Here is a 19,695-nt window from a genome sequence, read left to right on the forward strand (position 1 = left end):
AGGAAAAAGAATAAATGGAAGATTTGACCCTGCGTTATTACGACGCAGAAATGCGCTACCTGCGTGAAGCCGCCAGAGAATTTGCACAGACCCATCCGGACCGGGCCGCGATGTTGGACCTGGATAAGGCCGGGACCCCCGACCCGTATGTTGAACGTCTGTTCGAAGGATTTGCCTTCTCGGTGGGGCGGCTGCGTGAAAAGATAGACGACGACCTGCCGGAGCTTACCGAGGGGCTGGTCAGCATGCTCTGGCCACACTACCTGCGCACCATTCCGTCACTCTCGGTGGTGGCACTGACCCCGGCGCTGCATGCCATGAAAACGGCGGAAGTGGTGCCCGCAGGCCTTGAGGTGTACTCCCGGCCGGTGGGGCCGAAAAATACCGTCTGCCGTTATCGCACCACTCAGGATGTGATGCTCAATCCCCTGAGCATATCGGGTGTTACCATGACGACGGAGCCCGACGGTCGCTCGCTGCTGCGGATGCGCTTTGCCTGCAGCCGTCAGGCGGACTGGTCCGGTGCTGACCTCAGCCGTCTGAGCCTGTATCTCGGGGCGGATGCCCCGGTCAGCAGCCAGCTGCACCTGATGTTGACCAAACGGCAGGCGGCGCTGTACCTGCGCCTGCCCGGGCAGACTGACCGTATTCATCTTGACGGATATTTCTCACCGGGCGGCTTTGCGGAGGAAGACGGACTCTGGCCGAAAGGGGATACCGCCTTCAGCGGCTACCAGCTGCTGCTGGAATACTTCACCTTCCGGGACAAGTTTATGTTTGTCCACCTCAATGGCCTTGACGGCATCACGCCGCCAGCAGGGGCCGAGTATTTCGACATTGAAGTGGTGTTCAGTACGCCATGGCCGTCTGACCTGCCGGTTACCGGAGAGGCCGTTCGCCTGCACTGCGTGCCGGTGATTAACCTGTTCACCCTGGAAGCGGATCCGCTCACCATCACCGGGCTTGAAAGCGAGTACCTGTTGCGCCCGAAACGTCTGCAGGACGGACATACCGAGATTTATTCTGTCGATTCAGTCACCGGCTCAAACCGGACTCATGACGCGGAGTACGTCCCGTTCAGCAGTTTCCGCCACAAGGGCGGAATGATGCGCCGCCATGCGCCGCCGCGCTACTACCACACACGCGTGAAGCGCAGCGTGACCGGGCTGTATGACACCTGGCTTATTCTCGGCGGGCACCAGTGGGAGGATGACCGCTTGTTTGAGCGCGAAGCCGTGTCGCTGCAAATCACCGGTACCAACGGTCAGTTACCGCGCCGGGCGCTGCAGAGCACACTGCTTGACCGCTGTGAACAGGTGGTCAGTACACCGCTTTCGGTACGCAACCTCTGCAGGCCGACGCTGCCCGTCTACCCGCCTGCGGAAGACCGTTTTCACTGGCGGGTGCTGAGTCACCTGGGTTCCGGGTTCCTGAACATGATGAGTACTGCTGAAGTGCTGCGCGGGACGCTTGCGCTGTACAACTGGCAGGAGGATGAACTGAACACCCGCCGTCTGGAGGCGATACAGCAGGTGACGCATCACCGCCTGCAGCGGTTCGAGCAGGGTTACCTGCTGCGTGGGCTGGATATCGAAGTCACGCTCGACAGCAACGGTTTTACGGGGGAAGGGGACATTCACCTGTTTGGCGAAATGCTCAACCGTTTCTTCGCGCTCTATGCCGACATGAACCAGTTCAACCAGCTCACCCTCATCGTTCAGCCAGAAGGAAAATGTATCCGGTGGAAAGAGAACCACAGTCCGCGGCTGCCCGGCTGACAGCGCAGCTACGGCAGTACCTGCCGTATATGAACTTTTATCGCTTTTGCCAGCTGCTGGAGCAGAGCCAGCCGGGTCAACCGGTTACCGGCAGCACCTGGCAGGTTAAGCGTGAGCCGGTGCGCTTCCGGCCCCATCCCGGGATGGGGTTCCCGGCTTCTGAAATCAAAGGGGTGGAGTTACCCGAGCATCCCCATCTGCCGCCGACGGTGCGCATCACCTTTATGGGGCTCTACGGCGTGGAATCCCCCCTGCCGACGCACTATACCGATGACATCACCCGGAGACGGGAAGGGTATGAGGCCACTGCCGGTTTCCTCGATATCTTCAATCACCGCCTGATTACCCAGTACTACCGTATCTGGCGTAAGTACTCGTATCCGGCAACCTTTGAAGAAGGCGGCAGGGACAAAACCTCGCAGTACCTGCTGGGGCTGGCCGGACTCGGGATTGACGGCTGTACGGACAGCATCGCCGCGCCGGCTTCACGCTTTCTGGCGCTGCTGCCGGTGATGCTGCTACCAGGGCGCACGGCGGAAGGCATGGCCTCTGTTGTGCGTCTGCTGGCGCCCAACACTCAGGTAAAAATATGGCACCATGACAAACGCCGTGTACCGCTGAAGAACCCGCTGGCGATGCATGTTCGCCAGCCGGTTACCCTGGCAAACCGCCCGGTGATGGGCAGCTACGCCACCGACGTGAATAGCCAGGTGCTGATGCGCCTGACCACCACGGACCCGGCGGAAGTGACGGGCTGGTTACCCGGCGGCGAGCTCCACACGGATTTGCTGGCGCTGCTGCACGTGTATCTTGGTTCGCGCCTCGATGTCCGCCTGCAGTTGTGTGTCGACCGTAACCTGTTACCTGACGCGACGATAAACACTCAGCCCGGAGCCGGCGCGGTGCAGCTGGGCCGCACCGCCGTGATGCGGCCGCTGAATGCGGCAAACACCGCCACGCATCCCAAAACAATAACCATCAATCTTGGCCGCTATGAGCGGGTACAGGAACCTATTCACCGCAGGGAGACCGATGAAGATGGCGATTACCGCTGGTAAATTTCCCCTGGCCGTACTGGCCGCGGGTATTTCACTGATACTGGCAGGCTGTGGCCTGACTCAGAAAGTCACGGACGGCACTGTCGCTGTGACTAGGACCATATTTTATAAACAGGTGAACAGCCTGCATCTCGACATTCGCGCCCGTGAGGCGGTGAACCACAACGCCGGTGGGGTGGCACTGTCCACGGTGGTGCGTATTTACCAGCTTAAGGACCGTAAGACGTTTGACAGTACGGACTACCCGTCACTCTTTAAAGCCGACAGTCAGGCCCTCAGGGCAGACCTGGTGGCGGAGAAAGATATTCGCCTGCAGCCGGGCGGGGCGGTCATGGTCGATATGCCGATGGACGAAAAGGCACAGTATGTGGCGGTAGCCGGAATGTTTATGTCGCCGGACCAGGAGAACAACACCTGGCGTGTGGTACTGGGCCGCGATGAGCTTGATCCGGACAAGGCCCGGGTGATTGAAGCGGGTGACAACCGGCTGACGCTGAAGGCACTGAAAGATGAGTGAGTCCTTCCGTCCATCGCTGTATGAAACGCTTTACGGCAACTTTACCGGCGGCCTCGATCTGCATCAGGTCAGCGAAGAGAATCAGGTTATCCTTTCGGTACTGGACAACATGCAACATATCCTGAACTGCCGCGCCGGCACGCTGGCGCACCTGCCGGACTACGGTCTGCCGGATATGACCAGAATTCTTCAGGGCATGCCGGGTACCGCGCATGAACTAATGGGCACGCTATCGGCGGTATTGCTTAAGTACGAACCGCGGCTTAAGAAAATTGATGTGGTTCTGCTTGAGCAGACTATTCCGGGTGAGCTGCGTTATGCGATTGATGCTGAACTCAGGGGGATTGGTCTGGTGCGTTATGGCACGGCGTTTATGCCCGAAGGCCGTGTGCTGATCCGTCACCTCAAACAGCAGCAGTATCTTGATGCCCGGACCCGCCTCTAATCTTCTGACGGACAGTAAAACCATGTCGGCAAAAGCACGATTTTTAAGAAAACTGCAGGACCAGCATCCCCGCTGTGAAGCTTTTGACACGAAGGCGGAAGCGGATATTGCGGCGTTTCGCCTGCGAATCAGCCAGCTCCAGGCGTCAATGGACACGTGGCTTGCTGGAACAGAAATCCGCGCGGAAGCCACAGCCACTGCGCTGGTTGAATTTCTCATCGGCGGGAGCGCGTTTTCGGTGCCGGGTATCACCCTGCACTACGGAAAGCGAAGCATCCGGTTTACCCCCATTTTCCTGTACGGGCCGGGCGTGACCGGCTGTATTGAGGCTTGTCTGCATGCGCCGGACGCTATCCGGCCCCTGTACCGTTTGTTTATGCGCAGCGGCAGACAGAATGACTGGACCTGGTGTCCGGCCGGCGTGCAGGGCGGCGATCCTGCCCGGTTTGATGAAGAGGCATTCTTTACGATGATTGCCCCTTTGCTTCCTGAGTAAACCCTGAGCCTGACTCTGGCTCGCTTTTCCCCGGAAAATGAAACATGCATGACGAACAACCCCGTCCGGTCAGAACCGGCGGCGATCCGCGTTCACTGCCTCAATTTACGGCGCTGCGCGATGAGATGAGCAAACTGACACACCCGGCACGTCCGGACGTCGACTGGATGCAGGTGGAAAAACTGGCGCTTTCCCTGTTTGAAATCAACGGTGTTGAGCTGCAGACCGGTGCCTGGTATACCCTTGCACGCAGCCAGCTGGCGCAGGTCAGGGGGGCTTAACGAGGGGCTGGCCATCCTGACAGCGATGCTGAGTTACCAGTGGGCTCAGTTCTGGCCGCAGCCGGTGCAGGCCCGGGCTGAAATTCTCAGTGGACTTTTTCAGCGCCTGCAGAAACTTTTCCGCACCTGGTCACTGCAGCCTGCTGATTTCACAGCCCTTGAGCTGGCTGAAAAGCAACTGCAGGCGCTGGACGACATTCTGAAGCGTCAGGAACTCAGATACGCCTGTAACCCGGCATCCCTGCTGCAGCAAATATGCAGTGCCTTAAGTCGCCTGGAAAACGGTGCTCTGCATGAGAAGACCTCCCGGGGTACTGCTTTGCCTGAGGAAGCGGTGCGACCTGCCAGCCAGCTGGTCTATGTCATCCATAAGGAGCCCGAGGTCAGAGTGCGGGTGGCAGAGATGCCAACAGTTAAAGCAAAACGGTGGCTCGTCTTTGTGGCCGGCATGGCAACCTCGCTGGTGCTGGGCGCAGCAACGGCTTTTGGGTGGCAGGTCCTGCATCAGCCGGATGACGCCACAAATACCCTGGCCGCCTCCGTTGCCCCGCTGCCTGACCCCATGACTGCCCCGCAAATCGATGCCTTCAGGAAGACGGATAACAGCCGGACAGAATCTGCCATCTGGCTTGAGCGAATAACGAATCAGGTCAACGGGGTCATGAACCAGTCGCCGGGATGGCGGCTTCGCTATGCCCAGGGACTGGTGACGCAGGCAAAAACCCTGTGGCCGGACGACCCGGCAACCCGTGAGCTGGTAAAACGCTGGGAGCAGTATCAGATGGCCCGGACGCTGCCCGCCAGCAAGCTCCAGGGCTGGAATGAGGGAATGACGCAACTTCAGGCGCTGTCGGCAAAGCTGGATGCGCTGGATCATCAGAAGGGAAAATACCTGACGGGAAGTGAACTGAAGACGATGGTCTGGCAGATAACCCGTTCGTTTGCCAGTGCAGTACCGGCTGAAGAGCAACTGCGTCAGTTGGTTAGCGCACCGGGGGAGGGTAACACCCCCGGAGTCAGTATTGAGGAAGCCTCACGTCATCTGGATTCTTTGAGCTTTATCCTTCTAACAGCGCAGTAAACTTCGCCAGCCACTGCGGATGCGCAGGCCAGGCGGGGGCGGTCACCAGGTTGCCGTCAACATGGGCCTGATCGATGCCGATACTGGCGTAATGTCCGCCGCTGAGACGGACCTCAGGCGCACAGGCCGGGTAGGCGCTGCAGGTCCGTCCCTTCAGTATGCCAGCGGCAGCGAGCAGTTGCGGGCCGTGACATACCGCGGCAATCGGTTTACGTGCGGCGTCAAATGCCTGAACCAGCTTTAACACGTCCTCATTTAAGCGCAGATATTCGGGCGCTCTGCCGCCGGGGATCAGCAGGGCGTCATAATCCTGCTCTTTAACGCTGGAAAAGTCGGCGTTAAGGGTAAAACGGTGGCCGGGTTTTTCGCTGTAGGTCTGCGCGCCGTCAAAGTCATGGATCGCCGTTATAATGTAGTCGCCCTTCGGTTTGTCGGGGCAGACTGCATCGACCTGGTGGCCCACCATCTGTAACGCCTGAAAAGGCACCATGGTTTCGTAATCTTCGGCGTAATCACCCACCAGCATCAGGATTTTCTTGCTCATCATTCCTCACCTTTATCAACAAAGATGATTAAGATATAGCCTGGCGTGGCTGAATTGCCGGAAATAAAAAAGCCCGTCAGAGAACGGGCAACATAAGCAAGTGAATAAGTGATTCGTTATCAACGTTGTTGGAGGATAACGACGCGTATCTTACGCGGCAGTACGGCATGCAGGTACCTGACAAATTCGGTAGGTGAAACAAGAGATTAAACGTGCGTTATGGGGCATCGAAGGTCGGGTAAAGGGTATTTTCCAGAAACGCGACGAAATACCAGATTTCACCGCTAAAGATAAACCAGAAGCCAAATATAATAAGGAGTAAAATAATTATGGTGAGTATTATTTCTGTTTTTCCCATTGCAGATTCTACCCACCTGAAATTATTTTATCCGAGGCAGGCATTGTAGCGGGGCTTTGTCGGATACTCCAGTTTCATGCCGCAAGGACTTTATTACGTCCGTCATTTTTAGCGCGATACAGCGCATCGTCGACACGCTTAAACAGCTCATCAATACTCTCCCCCTGATTATGTCGCGCCACGCCAATGCTGACGGTAAAGCGGGGCAACCCCGGAAGCGTTATACGGGCAACGGCCGCACGGATCGACTCGGCAATCTGCAGCGCAGTGTCGAGAGGGGTACGCGGCAGCAGAAGGACGAACTCTTCTCCACCCCAACGAAAGACCAAATCCTCTTTTCGGCTGCAGGATTCCAGCGTTCGGGAGAGAGCGATAAGCACCTCATCGCCCTTCAGATGACCGAACAGATCGTTGATGTTCTTGAAATGATCGGTATCCACCAGCAGCAGGCTAAACTGCTGCTGCGCGGGAAGATGATTCAGGTCGCTTTGATCGGTAATCGCGTAGAACTGGCGCCGGTTGAGTAATCCCGTCATGGAGTCACGTAACGCAGCATGTTCCAGCTCCTGCTCCAGCCTTTTTTGCTCGGTGATATCGTGGATGATGCACAACATCAGCTTGTCACCGTAGATCTCAATGGGGCCGGCATACGTCTGAACATGACGGGTAGTACCGTCGGCAAGACGGTGAACAAAGTTAAGCGGTTTATGGCCACCGGGCAGCGCGGCGATCGCCGTCATAATGGGTATCACATCTCGCCCCAGGGTATTTATCTCCCAGGTATGCTTACTGCACATATCATCATGCGAATAACCATAAAAATTCAGCGCGGCCAGGTTAGCATCGACGATCTGGCCGTCACGCGCAGGATCGATTAACAGCATCGGTGCGCTGTTGGTCTGGAAAAAACGGGCGTAAAACCCCTGTTTTTTCCGCCGGTAGGTTGCCGAGCGACTGGCCTTCAATCCTGTGAGGAGTTGCGGGGCGAACCCCTCGAAAACAATCACATCTCCCCAGGGGGCGTAACGGGCCAGCGAGAGACGGCAACTTAATGGTGTATCCTGCCCATCCCGGCTTATTGTCCAGATTTCGACGATCTCCTGCTCTGTTTTGAGTTCAGGGACATACATCGACAGGAGGGTTTGCGCCGTTGCGGAATAGGTGCCTTTACGCAGCGCATCGAGAGTTTTATTACTCATGACCTGCAGAGCGGCCACATTGGCAAAAATAATCTGTTCCGACACGGGTGAAATGAGCCACACGGGGGTTTTAATAACATTCAGCGTATCAAAACAAGGTTGTGACATAGGCGTTTCCTGCTCATCGGCACACTGTGCCTGACCATCATGACCGAATTAACTCGCGTGTACTCATTTGAAACATACTCTACTTAACCCCGTCAGGCATGATTTTTTTGTGAAATATAGGCGCTGTCGGTTTGCGTTTTATTAATGGGGATAATTTGTTTGTCTGAGTTTTTCTGCAACAGCAGCCACGGGACCTGTTCGGCAGGTAACGGGCGAGAGAAAAGGTATCCCTGCAGATAGTCGCAGCCAAGACGGGTGAGCTCCGCCTGCTGTGCTTCCGTTTCTATCCCTTCTGCCACCACATTCATCTCCATGGTGCGGGCAATACTCATAATGGTTTCGACCAGCTTGTAGCTTTTTTCATTTTCCAGCATCGAAGTGACAAAGCTTCTGTCAATTTTCAGTTCTTTTGCCGGGAGTACGCTCAACATCAGCAGGTTGGAATAGCCGGTACCAAAATCATCGATCGAGACGGTGATCCCCGCACGATTAAACGCTTCCAGTAACTCGATGCTGCGGTCGAGATTTTTTAGCGCGGTGCTTTCTGTCACCTCAAGAATTAACCTGGACGGCGACAGGTTGTATTTTTCCAGCATCGACGACACGACAGAGAAAATGTCCTGCTGTTCGAACTGGACGGGGGATAAGTTGAGCGACAGCGTCCACTGGCTGAAACCTTGTTCCGTCCAGAAATGAAGCTGCCGACACGCCGCTTCAATGGCCCAGTTACCCACCGGAATGATTAAGCCGGTTTGTTCCAGCGTGGGGATAAACAGATTAGGCAGTAACACACCCTGCTCAGGATGTCGCCAGCGAAGAAGGGCTTCAAAACCATGTATCGTTTTATCTTCCGCATGCCAGGTGGGCTGGTACCACAGTTCAAACTGGTCACGCTCCAGCGCCTGAGACAGCTCCTGCAGAAAACCGGGTTTTGCCGGGACTGCGGTTGACATCTCGGTTCTGTAAATGGCCCAGTCATTGCGGCCCTCTTCTTTAACATGGTGTAAGGCAGCATCGGCCTTGAGCTTCAGCTCATGCAGCGTTTCGCCATCCTGAGGGTAGCGGCTGACGCCCGCGCTGATTGTCGTGCTCAGCGTATGTCCACAGAGCGAAAGCGGACGTCGCATATCCCCAAGCAAGGCGTTGAGCAGGGCGTTGAGTTTGTCGTCGTCACATTCCGGTACCAGCAGGATAAAGGCATCCCCAACCAGCCTTGCCAGGGTCATCTCCCGGGTGAGCCGGGCCGTAATGCGCTGCGCAACAGTGATCAGTAACTCATCCCCGACGTTGTGGCCCCAGGTATCATTAACCCGCTTGAAGTGATCGACGTTGAGGAAAATCACGGCAAATTGCCTGTTACTCAGCAACGCACTGCGCAGACAATCCTGCATGCGGATATCCATCTGTTGACGGTTAGCCAGCCCGGTGAGCGCATCGAAGCGCGCCTGTAGCTCAAGCTGGCGATTGAGCTGCCGCAGATTATCCGTCAGCCGGTTGGTACGCCAGTGAGAATCGATAAGCGAAATGATTAACATCACCCCGAGCAGGCAAAGCGTGGTAACCGAAACCCAGATGGACAACCCCAGTTCGCCGATCCCGCCGGGCACAGTGTGCGCCATTTCCTGAAAATGGGCGGCACTCATGCCGGTATAGTGCATCGCACTGATTGCGGCACCCATGACCAGGGCCGCGAGAAGGCGATCGATAAAGACCCCTTTGTGTTTATCACGCAGGCGGAATGCCAGCCACAGTGCCGCCCCGGAGGCGACGACGGCAATTACGACGGACAATGCCACAAGGCGCCAGTCCCAGAGGATACTGTCATTGAGCATCAGGGCCGCCATACCGATGTAGTGCATGGATACCACGCCCGCGCTCAGGATCGTCGTGGCAAGGATCAGCGGAACAGGAGAGAGTTTTTTGCCGGTAACGGCAATATTAATGGCCGTGGTCGATGCCGCCACCGCGACGCCGAGAGAGGCAAGGGTTAACCAGAGGTCGTAACTCATCATCATTGGCATTTGCATCGACAGCATGCCAATGAAGTGCATCGACCAAATCCCGATGCCCAGCGAGCACCCTCCGGCCATGCGCCAGAACATGGCCGCCTTTCGGCTGGAAAGGGGGATTTTCCCGGCGCTGTCCAGCGCCACAAAAGAGGCGATGAAAGCGACCAGATAAGAAATAGCGATTAACACAGGGTCCCACGATATATTGAGCATTATGCAATCCCACACCTGAGAGGGTCACCAATTTCGCCTGCCGGGTCCATCTTTATCTGGCAACGAACATGCGCATTCAAACAAGGTTAGTTATTTATCGTGAAAAATGACCAGTCATATTAATACCCTGAAGCGCGTTAAGAATATAAAATATATTTCTTTCATTAACCTGTTAAGCATTGCTAAACATAAATGAATAATAGTAGCAAAGCACCTTAAATATGAGAGCGATTGTCTCGTCTCATGGCAGGCGATGGTATCGCTTAACGTGGCCGGAGACCAGTATTGCAGCATGTCGCGCAGAACATTTTCACTAATACACGTTTTTTATCTAACTTAAGCAAAATCTCAGGTTGCTAACGGCGAAAAGAAAAACAAGTGACGATTGCCATGAAAAACGGTTGAGGTAATGCTATAAAACGAGATGCCGACCAAAATATAAATTGTGGGTATCATCATGCTAAAAAATATGAGCGTCAGGACCTTTATTATCGGGTTCCTTTTATCTCTTTTTTTGATAACTGCAGGTGTCGTTGTTCTATTTTCCAGCAATCCCTCTCTCTTTATTTCCCTTAACGTAATCAACTTCGTTGCGCTATTTTTGCTCTGGATCTATATGACGAAGTATCTTGTGACACCGATCAATACGGTGAAGAAAAGTATTGAAGAGGTGACAGCGGGCAATCTGGGGGTGTCTATTCCCGAGTTTGGCAACAACTGCGCGGGTCGACTCATTCCCGGCATTAATAGCCTTTCGGGCAACATCGCTACGCTGGTGCGCGAGATCAGGGCGTCATCGCAAACCGCCATGACCTTATCGGATCAACTCTCGTCGCGTAGCGCGCAGCTTTCGGTGAAAACCGAGCAGCAGTCGGCGTCTCTGGTGCAAACCGCAGCCAGCATGGAGCAAATGGCGGCAAGTACCAAAAACAATGCCGATAACACCCGCCTGGCGAGCGAGCAGGCCAACATGGCGACGCGACAGGCGCGCAAGGGCGGGGAGCTGATGGGGCAGGTCGCCACCAACATGGAGTCCATCACCGAATGCGCTCAGCAGATGACAGAGATTATCTCGCTGATCGACGGCATTGCCTTCCAGACGAATATTCTGGCACTCAACGCGGCCGTTGAGGCGGCGAGGGCGGGAGATCATGGAAAGGGATTTTCTGTCGTTGCAGAAGAGGTCAGAAACCTGGCGCACCGCAGTGCAGAGGCCGCGAAGAATATCAAAGCGCTGATTGAAGTCACCAGCAGTAACGTCAGCCAGGGTGCCACCGTTGTATCGGAGGCGGAGAAGAATATGCAGGAGATCGTGGCGGGGTCAGGGAATGTCAGCCGGCTAATGGACGAAATTTCCGCCTCGACCTCAGAGCAGGAGAAAGGGATATCTCAGATTACGCTGGCGTTGTCAGAGCTGGAGCGGGTCACGCAAAGTAACGTGGCAATGGCGGAGGAACTTAACGGCTCCTCTGATGTGCTGCGTAACCAGGTGATTGAACTGCAGGCCCGCACGCGTAATTTCCGGCTTGACCAGGGCACACCTTCCTCCTTATCGTCCGGCTCACCCGCCTTCCTTCAGCGGCCAGAGCACTCTCTCTGACAACACCTGCCTTTCTTGCCGGGTGGCGCGTGCTTACCCGGCCGACACTCCGCCACGATATCAATACATTGCACAACGCATTTTTGTTGCTTAACCCTTCATGAAAGCTAGACTGACACCGAAAGAGTTAAATGGTGGAGGCGCTGTGGAAAGCATTAAAGGATCTGAACTTAACGTTCCTGACGCAGTATTTGCGTGGGTGCTGGATGGTCGTGGCGGTGCCCGACCGCTGGAAGACAACGATGTGATCGATAATGCGCATCCCTGCTGGTTACATTTGAACTACACCCACCCGGACAGTGCTGACTGGCTGGCCTCAACGCCGCTTTTGCCTAACAATGTGCGCGATGCGCTGGCCGGGGAAAGCCTGCGGCCCCGCGTGAGCCGCATGGGTGACGGTACGCTAATCACCCTGCGATGCATTAACGGCAGCACGGATGAACGTCCGGATCAGCTGGTTGCGATGCGTGTCTATATGGACGACGGGCTGATTGTCTCCACCCGCCAGCGTAAAGTGCTGGCGCTGGATGACATCGTGAACGATCTGAAAGAGGGCACCGGGCCTGTCGACTGCGGCAGCTGGCTGGTGGACGTGTGTGATGCGCTGACCGATCACGCAAGTGAGTTTATCGAGGAACTCCACGACAAAATCATCGACCTGGAAGATAACCTGCTCGATCAGCAGATCCCGCCGCGTGGTTTTCTGGCCCTGCTGCGTAAGCAGCTGATCGTGATGCGCCGCTATATGACGCCCCAGCGGGACGTGTATGCGCGTCTGGCCAGTGAAAGGCTTGCCTGGATGAATGACGATCACCGTCGCAGAATGCAGGATATCGCCGACAGACTGGGCCGCGGACTGGATGAAATTGATTCCTGTATTGCCAGAACGGCGGTGATGGCGGACGAAATTGCGCAGGTGATGCAGGAGTCGCTGGCGAGAAGAACCTATACAATGTCCCTGATGGCAATGGTATTTTTACCCAGCACGTTTCTTACCGGGCTGTTTGGCGTCAACCTGGGCGGCATTCCGGGTGGTGCGTATCGCTATGGCTTTACCGCGTTTTGCGTCATGTTAGTTGTTTTGATTGGTGGTGTTGCATGGTGGTTGCATCGTAGTAAATGGCTGTAAATTTACGCTTTTTTCTCCTTTCGACGGGGTCAAAACGCTCTTTTAATTGAGCGAAGTCAATAAACGTTTACCCCGTAAGGTGCACTATTACTCCCGCAGGTGAATGCAACGTCAAGCGATGGGCGTTGCGCTCCATATTGTCTTACTTCCTTTTTTGAATTACTGCATAGCACAATTGATTCGTACGACGCCGACTTCATAGTCGGCTTTTTTTTGCCTCCTGAATCTCAGCGTCTACCCTAAAAGGGATGACAGTCAATTCTGGAGGGAATGATGAGCATCCTCAACGCTCTGCTATTGCAACAATCACGACAGTCCGATCCCACCCCGACCGATCCGGTGCCAATGCCCGATCCCATCCCGCGTCCTCAGCCGATGCCCGACCCGCCGCCCGATGAAGAACCGATTAAATTGTCGCATCGGACCGCGAGATCTGCGAGGATACGCGCCATCTGACCGCAAAGATCACCACGAGAGACAATTGTGACCGCTTTTTCTACCCTGAATATTCTGCCCGCCGCCCAACTCGATAACCTTAACGAGTTGGGATACCTCACGATGACGCCTGTTCAGGCGGCCGCGTTGCCCGCCATCCTTGAGGGCCGCGACGTGCGCGTACAGGCGAAAACGGGCAGTGGGAAAACCGCGGCATTTGGTCTTGGCCTGTTGCAGCATATCGATGCGGCGCTTTTTCAGACCCAGTCGCTGGTGCTGTGCCCGACCCGTGAACTGGCCGATCAGGTCGCTGGCGAACTGCGTCGCCTGGCGCGATTCCTGCCAAACACCAAAATTTTAACCCTCTGTGGCGGACAGCCGTTCGGCGCGCAGCGTGATTCACTTCAGCATGCGCCGCACATTATCGTCGCGACGCCAGGCCGCCTGCTGGATCACCTGCAAAAAGGCACCGTTTCGCTGGATGCGTTACACACGCTGGTGATGGATGAGGCAGATCGGATGCTGGATATGGGCTTCAGCGACGCGATTGACGAGGTGATCCGTTTCGCACCGACCGATCGTCAGACGCTGTTGTTCTCTGCAACCTGGCCGGAAGCCATCGCCGCCATCAGCGGGCGCGTGCAGAAAAATCCCCTGACCATTGAGATCGACAGCGTAGATGCGCTGCCCGCCATAGAGCAGCAGTTCTTTGAAACCTCGCAGCAGGGGAAAATCCCGCTTCTGCAGAAATTGCTGAGCCAGCATCAGCCAGCCTCCTGCGTGGTGTTCTGTAACACCAAAAAAGATTGCCAGTCGGTCTGTGATGCCCTGAATGCTGCCGGGCAGAGCGCATTGTCGCTGCATGGCGATCTGGAACAGCGCGATCGCGATCAGACGCTGGTCCGTTTCGCCAACGGCAGCGCCCGCGTGCTGGTCGCGACCGATGTCGCTGCGCGCGGTCTGGATATCAAATCCCTTGAGGTGGTCGTGAACTATGAACTGGCGTGGGATCCGGAAGTCCATGTCCACCGTATCGGTCGTACTGCACGCGCCGGGAACAGCGGTCTGGCCATCAGCTTCTGCGCGCCGGAAGAGGCGCAACGCGCCAACATTCTCGCAGAGATGCTGCAGATGAAACTTAACTGGATGAATGCCCCTGCTGGCGTCAGCCTGGTGCCGCTGGAAGCCGAAATGACGACGCTGTGTATCGATGGTGGTAAAAAAGCCAAAATGCGCCCGGGGGATGTATTAGGTGCATTGACCGGAGAGGTGGGGCTGGACGGGGCAGATATCGGTAAGATTGCGATTCACCCGGCGCATGTCTATGTGGCGGTTCGCCAGGGCGTTGCCCATAAAGCCTGGAAGCAGCTGCAAAACGGGAAAATTAAAGGTAAAACCTGTCGCGTACGTTTGCTGAAATAAAGAATGAAGCGTCTCAGAAGGTATTTCTGAGACGCTAATCGCTTACTTCACTTCAAGCACGTTCAGACGCAGCTCTTCAAACGCGTTGTCATCGTCTTCTGGCTGCCAGCCAGCTGGCTGCATCGGGATATCTTCCCGGTCAAACGCCAGGTCACCGCCGTTCACCACGTCAGATTCGTGGTTGATGCCTTTGAAGTCGAACAGTTCAACATCCGCGAGATGCGAAGGCACGACGTTCTGCATCGCGCTGAACATGGTTTCGAGCCGCCCCGGATAACGCTTGTCCCAGTCGCGCAGCATGTCGCCAATGACCTGACGCTGCAGGTTCGGCTGAGAGCCGCAGAGATTACATGGAATAATCGGGAACCCTTTAGCCTGAGAAAAACGTTCAATGTCTTTTTCGCGGCAGTAGGCAAGCGGGCGGATCACAATGTGTTTGCCGTCATCGCTCATCAGTTTAGGGGGCATACCTTTCATCTTGCCGCCGTAGAACATATTGAGGAACAGCGTTTGCAGGATATCGTCGCGGTGGTGGCCCAGCGCAATTTTGGTCGCACCCAGTTCCGTCGCGGTACGATACAGAATGCCACGGCGCAGACGAGAGCAAAGCGAGCAGGTGGTTTTTCCTTCCGGGATTTTCTCTTTCACAATACCGTAGGTATTTTCTTCGACGATTTTGTACTCAACGCCCAGGTTCTCGAGATATTCCGGCAGAATATGCTCCGGGAAGCCCGGCTGTTTCTGGTCAAGGTTGACCGCCACCAGAGAGAAATTCACCGGGGCACTTTGCTGAAGATTACGCAGGATCTCCAGCATGGTGTAGCTGTCTTTACCGCCTGACAGGCAAACCATGATGCGGTCGCCTTCTTCAATCATGTTGAAGTCTGCAATGGCTTCGCCCACGTTACGGCGCAGTCGCTTTTGCAGTTTATTCAGGTTGTATTGCTCTTTTTTGTTAATTTCTTGATTCTGTTGCATTGAGTACTACCTTCGGAGCCAGCAGGGGCAATATTTGTCTGCCGCGTATGGTACGGATTCCGGCGACGAATACCAGCATGTTTTACAGCTGCGTTAAATCTGGTGCCGATAACTGATAAAGGTCGCTAACAATCACAGCCCGAAGATGACCGGCATTGGTGATGTTCGCCGGGGTGTTAATCCAACCTTTCATAATCCCACAGCTGAAATGGAAAGAGAAAACTGAATAAAATCGCAGCCCTTCCGGTCTAACCGGAGGACTGCGAAGGATCAATTTACTTAGCGTTCAGTAAATTAAAGCTCGTCATAAGGTTGCGATAATCGGGGATATGATTAGAGAACAGGTTACCCAGACCTTCAATATCATTGCGCCAGTCACGGTGCAATTCACATGCAACGCCAAACCATGACATTAACTGCACGCCAGCGTTAGACATTCGATCCCAGGCGGCATCCCGAGTTATTGCATTGAAAGTACCCGACGCATCGGTAACAACAAACACATCGAATCCTTCTTCAATGGCAGAAAGAGCAGGGAAGGCAACGCATACTTCAGTGACTACACCCGCGATGATTAATTGTTTCTTGCCCGTTGCTTTAACAGCTTTAACGAAATCTTCGTTATCCCATGCGTTAATATTGCCAGGTCTGGCAATATAGGGAGCATCAGGGAATTGTTCTTTAAGTTCAGGAACTAATGGGCCATTAGGACCGTTTTCAAAACTGGTCGTCAGAATAGTTGGAAGACCAAAATACTTTGCCAGATCACCCAGTGCAAGAACGTTATTTTTGAACTTGTCCGGGTCAATGTCGCGTACTAAGGACAGGAGTCCGGTTTGATGGTCTACCATCAGAACGGCAGCGTCGTTTTTATCTAAACGAACATATGGCTTACTCATAATGTCACCTTTTCCCTTTAGTTACAGTGTGTTGGTGGAAGTGTGTTGCCGCGAAGGGTGAATTTATTATAGTTTGTTAAATCCACTTAGAAAGTAATGTTATTAGGACGCATTGTTCAGTTACTGGAACAATGCGCTCTGCAATAGTTTCCGGCTCAGAAATCTTTTTTGCGGAAGCTATCGCGGATGGCATCCCCCATCAGGCAGGTCAGGTTCATCCAGGTTGGCTCGACTGCGAAAGACGCCATGTTCGCGGCCATGTTGTCGAAAGCGCGCTTGTTCGTGTACAGCATGTGCCCTGGTGACATAAACCTGGCTTCCATGATCGCTTTCTCGACGTTTTCGTAATTGAGCAAATTGCCGAAGTTGCCGCGACCAGAAACGAACTTTTTGCCGGCCTCATTTCCGCCCCAGGTAAGATAAGGGTTAAGAAAAATGAAAGATGGCATGGCATTGATGGCGACCGCACCATATTCCAGGTCAGACACAGCCTGTTCGAGTACTTTCTGATGGGCTTTTCTGGTGTCCTCATCGATCAGGATCGCACTGGCGAGCGTGCCCAGTAGCTGCGTGTTGGCGAACTTGACGGCACCAGGGAGGAAGCCCGTGGCATTGGCTGGCAGGTCAAGTGGCACCTCAGCGATTACCAGGCTGAACGCTTCATGTGAAGTGGCGTAGCCGCCGGGCTCAACTCCGGTGATCAATATGACATCGGAATGCGGATACTTGCCGCCTTCTGGGCGCAGTACTTCCGCCTCGGGATAGGCCTGTCGAAAACCCGCCACCACCTTGTCAGCTCCTGGGTAGTACATACCCATCGCCGGGGTCGTCTCCGCGAGTGCGACCCGCAGTGCATCAAGGAATTCCTTGCGCTGAGGCCAGTACTTACTTGTCACCAGGGTCTGAGGACGACCACAGTTCGCACCACCATTGAACTTTGCCATGGTGGCGATCTGCACTGCCTGGTGCTCAATTTCCTTCTTTGTCCAGGGCCGGTCGCCCGGCACGATGATGCACGGGTTGTTGCCGCCACATTCGGAGATCAGAGGCGTCTCAGTGGCTGACATGATGGCTTCGGCCGTTCCGGTTCCACCGGTAAAGTAGATCCTGGAGAGGCGGGGGTCGACGGTCAGGTCTTGTCCCTGATCGGCATCGCAGAAGCTCAGAACGTGCTGATCAATCAGTGGCTGCATGATCTTCGCCCAGATCCTGTCGGTTTCTTCGTTCAGGTGATGCGGCTTGTGCACGACCGCACAGTTCTCGAAGAAGATCGCTTTCAGCACCTCGAGCGCCGAACTGTAGTTGCCGGCCCCCAGCACGGCAATAATACCGGCAGGCTTTTCCATCGGATTGATTTGTTTCAGTTCACCTTTCACACGGATGCGACTCTTCTGATCCGCGTACATCAACTTGTCCTTCCGCTCCTGCGGAAAGACATAAATGTCGTAGAGATCCTCGCTAACTTTTTCCACGCTCAGCGGCTGAGGCATCTTGCCGTCGAGAATGGATTCGTAAAGGAGAATGGCGGCCGAGACTGTACTCGCCATAGGAACGACGGTCGCAACCTTAGACAGGGAGTGTGAAAAAAGAGGCGCACCGAGGATGCCATTCTTCATCTTGCTGTCAGCGAGGGCAAGGTCATCACCGTACTTCTTCATGTTTGCACGGATTTCCTCCAGAAGGCGCAAACGTTCTGCGGGAGATGTTTCGGTCCATTTTTGGGGGGCCAGTTGGTCGATAGCGTTGGTAGCATTCATTGGAATTTCTCCATTGTTCAGATTGGACAGTTCAGGACAGATGGAGCGTGTCCGACCTGGTGTGATGTTTACAGCTCACTATAGGACGCAAGCCGCGACAACGCTCTGGCAATCCGCGCCACGTTTAATGCGAGGGATGCCAGTACAGGGGCCAGAACCCCGGAATGCTGCAGCATGGCGCAATGCGCTGTCATTGTGGCGCAGTTTGAAGGAGTATTAGCGCATGACTGCTCTATACTCTGAGCGTCGGTTGAATGAGCAATAATGACGGAGTTCTGAGGGTGCAAAACAAAACGTTTCCAATGGATATCGGCTGGCTGGCCATACTGAAGGACCTGGGTGTTGAGCCTGGTCATGTATTGCGTCGGGCCGGTCTTCCGGACGATTTACTCTCCCGTGCGAGACAAGGACTGTCTACCGAAGACTATTTTCGTTTCTGGCGCGCTTTGGAAGCTGAGGCAAGTAATGTCATGTTTCCCTTACGCATCGTCGAGACCCTCTCGGCTGATTCTTTCAACCCGCCACTGTTCGCTGCCCTGTGCAGCGCTAATCTGGTACAGGCCATGCAGCGCCTCGCCAAATACAAGCAACTTGTGGCTCCCATGAGCCTGGAAGTAAACACGGGCGACGCAGGCGAGCTGGTAGTAACGCCTCGCTGGTTGTTGATGCAAACCGATGTGCCCCATTCGCTGCAAGTGGCCGAGATTGCGTTTTTCGTCCGACTGGCCAGACTCGCTACCCGTGAGCCCATTAAGGCGCATCGCGTCATTCTTCCGCCGCTTCCGTCCGCTCATTATCCCCGACGTTACGAGAATTTCTTCGGTGTGCCCGTGCAAAACGGGGAGTGTCCAGGTATCGCTTTCGCCGCTGTGGATGCTTTGCGTCCATTTCTGACGGTCAACGAAAGCATGTTTCGCGCGTTCGAACCTGATCTTCGCCGTCGGCTCAGTGAACTCGATGCGACGGCGTCTACAGCGGATCGCGTGCGTGCTGTCTTACTGGAACTGTTGCCTGGTAATGCGGCTACCATCGAGAAAGCTGCAGAGCGACTGGGCTTGAGCAAGCGTACGCTTCAACGTCGCCTCGAGGAGGAGGGGGAAAACTTTCGAACCCTGGTCAATAGGGTGCGTGAGAGCCTCGCCCGCCACTACCTGGCAAATACCACGATGTCCGGCGCAGAGATCGCGTTCCTCCTCGGCTTCGAAGATCCCAACTCCTTTTATCGCGCATTTCAGCTCTGGACCGGGCAAACACCTGACAGCGCCCGCAATGCCATGCGCTTGAATTGAAGAAAAACATGGCGGTAGCCTTGTTGTTTAAAAGTGTGCACAGATGCAACCTGATTTGAGAGAAAATTACCGATCCCTTATATGGTATTTCTTTGTTTA

Annotated in this window: 19 protein-coding genes and 1 pseudogene; 12 read left to right on the plus strand and 8 right to left on the minus strand. The window is 54.9% G+C overall.

What is annotated here, in order from left to right; translation table 11 throughout:
* Window positions 1-14 precede the first annotated feature (14 nt).
* The 7 genes from tssF to GM298_RS00665 are packed head-to-tail and all read left to right on the plus strand — an operon-like array spanning window position 15 to window position 5,656.
* The gene (tssF, locus tag GM298_RS00635; protein WP_266153279.1) at window positions 15-1,778 is read left to right on the plus strand and encodes a type VI secretion system baseplate subunit TssF; all 1,764 of its coding nucleotides are present in this window, start codon (window positions 15-17) and stop codon (window positions 1,776-1,778) included.
* Complete coding sequence (gene tssG / locus GM298_RS00640) at window positions 1,733-2,836, plus strand: type VI secretion system baseplate subunit TssG (protein WP_266153280.1); 1,104 nt, start codon at window positions 1,733-1,735, stop codon at window positions 2,834-2,836. The genes tssF and tssG overlap by 46 nt, the downstream gene beginning before the upstream one ends.
* On the plus strand, window positions 2,817-3,353 hold the full coding sequence (tssJ, locus tag GM298_RS00645) for a type VI secretion system lipoprotein TssJ (RefSeq protein WP_266153281.1): 537 nt from the start codon (window positions 2,817-2,819) through the stop codon (window positions 3,351-3,353). The genes tssG and tssJ overlap by 20 nt, the downstream gene beginning before the upstream one ends.
* Entirely contained in the window at window positions 3,346-3,798 is a 453-nt protein-coding gene (tssE, locus tag GM298_RS00650; RefSeq protein ID WP_266153282.1) for a type VI secretion system baseplate subunit TssE, read from the plus strand. The genes tssJ and tssE overlap by 8 nt, the downstream gene beginning before the upstream one ends.
* Window positions 3,779-4,294, plus strand: coding sequence for a hypothetical protein (locus tag GM298_RS00655; RefSeq protein ID WP_262784409.1), 516 nt, complete (start codon window positions 3,779-3,781; stop codon window positions 4,292-4,294). The genes tssE and GM298_RS00655 overlap by 20 nt, the downstream gene beginning before the upstream one ends.
* Window positions 4,295-4,338: 44 nt before the next feature.
* On the plus strand, window positions 4,339-4,575 hold the full coding sequence (locus GM298_RS00660) for a type VI secretion system ImpA family N-terminal domain-containing protein (protein ID WP_266153284.1): 237 nt from the start codon (window positions 4,339-4,341) through the stop codon (window positions 4,573-4,575).
* A complete protein-coding gene (locus GM298_RS00665) occupies window positions 4,538-5,656 on the plus strand; it encodes a VasL domain-containing protein (protein WP_266153285.1) in 1,119 nt (372 codons plus the stop codon). Before GM298_RS00660 ends, GM298_RS00665 begins: the two co-directional genes overlap by 38 nt.
* Here GM298_RS00665 and GM298_RS00670 read toward each other — a convergent pair.
* The 4 genes from GM298_RS00670 to GM298_RS00685 form a co-directional block, all read right to left on the minus strand.
* A complete protein-coding gene (locus GM298_RS00670) occupies window positions 5,634-6,200 on the minus strand; it encodes a DJ-1/PfpI family protein (RefSeq protein ID WP_025759500.1) in 567 nt (188 codons plus the stop codon). The two genes, GM298_RS00665 and GM298_RS00670, sit on opposite strands and share 23 nt — an antisense overlap.
* A gap of 217 nt (window positions 6,201-6,417) precedes the next feature.
* Window positions 6,418-6,558 carry an Ecr family regulatory small membrane protein gene (locus GM298_RS00675; RefSeq protein WP_032672643.1) on the minus strand — a complete coding sequence of 47 codons (141 nt, stop codon included), beginning with the start codon at window positions 6,556-6,558 and terminating at the stop codon, window positions 6,418-6,420.
* 74 nt (window positions 6,559-6,632) lie between these two features.
* Window positions 6,633-7,865, minus strand: coding sequence for a sensor domain-containing diguanylate cyclase (locus GM298_RS00680; RefSeq protein ID WP_262746627.1), 1,233 nt, complete (start codon window positions 7,863-7,865; stop codon window positions 6,633-6,635).
* Window positions 7,866-7,957: 92 nt separating this feature from the next.
* A complete protein-coding gene (locus GM298_RS00685) occupies window positions 7,958-10,087 on the minus strand; it encodes a putative bifunctional diguanylate cyclase/phosphodiesterase (RefSeq protein WP_266153286.1) in 2,130 nt (709 codons plus the stop codon).
* A 457-nt stretch (window positions 10,088-10,544) separates the two neighbouring features.
* Here GM298_RS00685 and GM298_RS00690 point away from each other — a divergent pair, with 457 nt between their 5' ends.
* The 4 genes from GM298_RS00690 to dbpA all read left to right on the plus strand — a co-directional run bounded on the left by GM298_RS00690 (window position 10,545) and on the right by dbpA (window position 14,673).
* Window positions 10,545-11,687, plus strand: a complete 1,143-nt coding sequence (locus GM298_RS00690; protein ID WP_128340093.1) for a methyl-accepting chemotaxis protein — start codon at window positions 10,545-10,547, stop codon at window positions 11,685-11,687.
* 145 nt (window positions 11,688-11,832) lie between these two features.
* Entirely contained in the window at window positions 11,833-12,816 is a 984-nt protein-coding gene (zntB, locus tag GM298_RS00695; protein WP_025759495.1) for a zinc transporter ZntB, read from the plus strand.
* 291 nt (window positions 12,817-13,107) lie between these two features.
* Window positions 13,108-13,272 (plus strand): hypothetical protein, encoded by a 165-nt coding sequence (locus tag GM298_RS23250; protein WP_305955528.1) that lies wholly within the window; start codon window positions 13,108-13,110, stop codon window positions 13,270-13,272.
* Between the two features lie 27 nt (window positions 13,273-13,299).
* Window positions 13,300-14,673 carry an ATP-dependent RNA helicase DbpA gene (gene dbpA, locus GM298_RS00700; protein WP_266153287.1) on the plus strand — a complete coding sequence of 458 codons (1,374 nt, stop codon included), beginning with the start codon at window positions 13,300-13,302 and terminating at the stop codon, window positions 14,671-14,673.
* Between the two features lie 42 nt (window positions 14,674-14,715).
* On the opposite strand, the gene ttcA is transcribed toward dbpA, so the two are convergent.
* The 4 genes and pseudogenes from ttcA to GM298_RS00720 all read right to left on the minus strand — a co-directional run bounded on the left by ttcA (window position 14,716) and on the right by GM298_RS00720 (window position 18,307).
* Entirely contained in the window at window positions 14,716-15,651 is a 936-nt protein-coding gene (gene ttcA / locus GM298_RS00705) for a tRNA 2-thiocytidine(32) synthetase TtcA (RefSeq protein ID WP_025759493.1), read from the minus strand.
* A 35-nt stretch (window positions 15,652-15,686) separates the two neighbouring features.
* A pseudogene (locus tag GM298_RS00710) lies at window positions 15,687-15,770 on the minus strand (hypothetical protein); the annotation flags it as partial.
* A gap of 156 nt (window positions 15,771-15,926) precedes the next feature.
* Window positions 15,927-16,550, minus strand: a complete 624-nt coding sequence (ycaC, locus tag GM298_RS00715; RefSeq protein WP_025759492.1) for an isochorismate family cysteine hydrolase YcaC — start codon at window positions 16,548-16,550, stop codon at window positions 15,927-15,929.
* Window positions 16,551-16,705: 155 nt separating this feature from the next.
* Window positions 16,706-18,307: an aldehyde dehydrogenase family protein gene (locus GM298_RS00720; RefSeq protein WP_266153289.1), complete on the minus strand. Its 1,602-nt coding sequence runs from the start codon at window positions 18,305-18,307 to the stop codon at window positions 16,706-16,708.
* A 281-nt stretch (window positions 18,308-18,588) separates the two neighbouring features.
* On the opposite strand from GM298_RS00720, the gene GM298_RS00725 reads away from it, so the two are divergent.
* Window positions 18,589-19,596, plus strand: a complete 1,008-nt coding sequence (locus GM298_RS00725; RefSeq protein WP_025759491.1) for an AraC family transcriptional regulator — start codon at window positions 18,589-18,591, stop codon at window positions 19,594-19,596.
* The last annotated feature ends 99 nt before the right edge of the window (window positions 19,597-19,695 follow it).

Source organism: Enterobacter sp. HSTU-ASh6 (genome assembly GCF_026319105.1).
GTDB lineage: Bacteria > Pseudomonadota > Gammaproteobacteria > Enterobacterales > Enterobacteriaceae > Enterobacter > Enterobacter sichuanensis.

Excerpts from the sequence above, each read along its gene's own strand:
- GM298_RS00670 (WP_025759500.1), bottom strand. The coding sequence starts at position 6,200 with ATGAGCAAGAAAATCCTGATGCTGGTGGGTGATTACGCCGAAGATTAC.
- GM298_RS00690 (WP_128340093.1), top strand. The coding sequence starts at position 10,545 with ATGCTAAAAAATATGAGCGTCAGGACCTTTATTATCGGGTTCCTTTTA.
- ycaC (WP_025759492.1), bottom strand. The coding sequence starts at position 16,550 with ATGAGTAAGCCATATGTTCGTTTAGATAAAAACGACGCTGCCGTTCTG.
- tssG (WP_266153280.1), top strand. The coding sequence starts at position 1,733 with ATGTATCCGGTGGAAAGAGAACCACAGTCCGCGGCTGCCCGGCTGACA.
- GM298_RS00720 (WP_266153289.1), bottom strand. The coding sequence starts at position 18,307 with ATGAATGCTACCAACGCTATCGACCAACTGGCCCCCCAAAAATGGACC.
- GM298_RS00685 (WP_266153286.1), bottom strand. The coding sequence starts at position 10,087 with ATGCTCAATATATCGTGGGACCCTGTGTTAATCGCTATTTCTTATCTG.
- tssJ (WP_266153281.1), top strand. The coding sequence starts at position 2,817 with ATGGCGATTACCGCTGGTAAATTTCCCCTGGCCGTACTGGCCGCGGGT.
- GM298_RS00660 (WP_266153284.1), top strand. The coding sequence starts at position 4,339 with ATGCATGACGAACAACCCCGTCCGGTCAGAACCGGCGGCGATCCGCGT.
- GM298_RS00655 (WP_262784409.1), top strand. The coding sequence starts at position 3,779 with ATGCCCGGACCCGCCTCTAATCTTCTGACGGACAGTAAAACCATGTCG.
- tssE (WP_266153282.1), top strand. The coding sequence starts at position 3,346 with ATGAGTGAGTCCTTCCGTCCATCGCTGTATGAAACGCTTTACGGCAAC.
- GM298_RS00680 (WP_262746627.1), bottom strand. The coding sequence starts at position 7,865 with ATGTCACAACCTTGTTTTGATACGCTGAATGTTATTAAAACCCCCGTG.
- ttcA (WP_025759493.1), bottom strand. The coding sequence starts at position 15,651 with ATGCAACAGAATCAAGAAATTAACAAAAAAGAGCAATACAACCTGAAT.
- tssF (WP_266153279.1), top strand. The coding sequence starts at position 15 with ATGGAAGATTTGACCCTGCGTTATTACGACGCAGAAATGCGCTACCTG.
- GM298_RS00675 (WP_032672643.1), bottom strand. The coding sequence starts at position 6,558 with ATGGGAAAAACAGAAATAATACTCACCATAATTATTTTACTCCTTATT.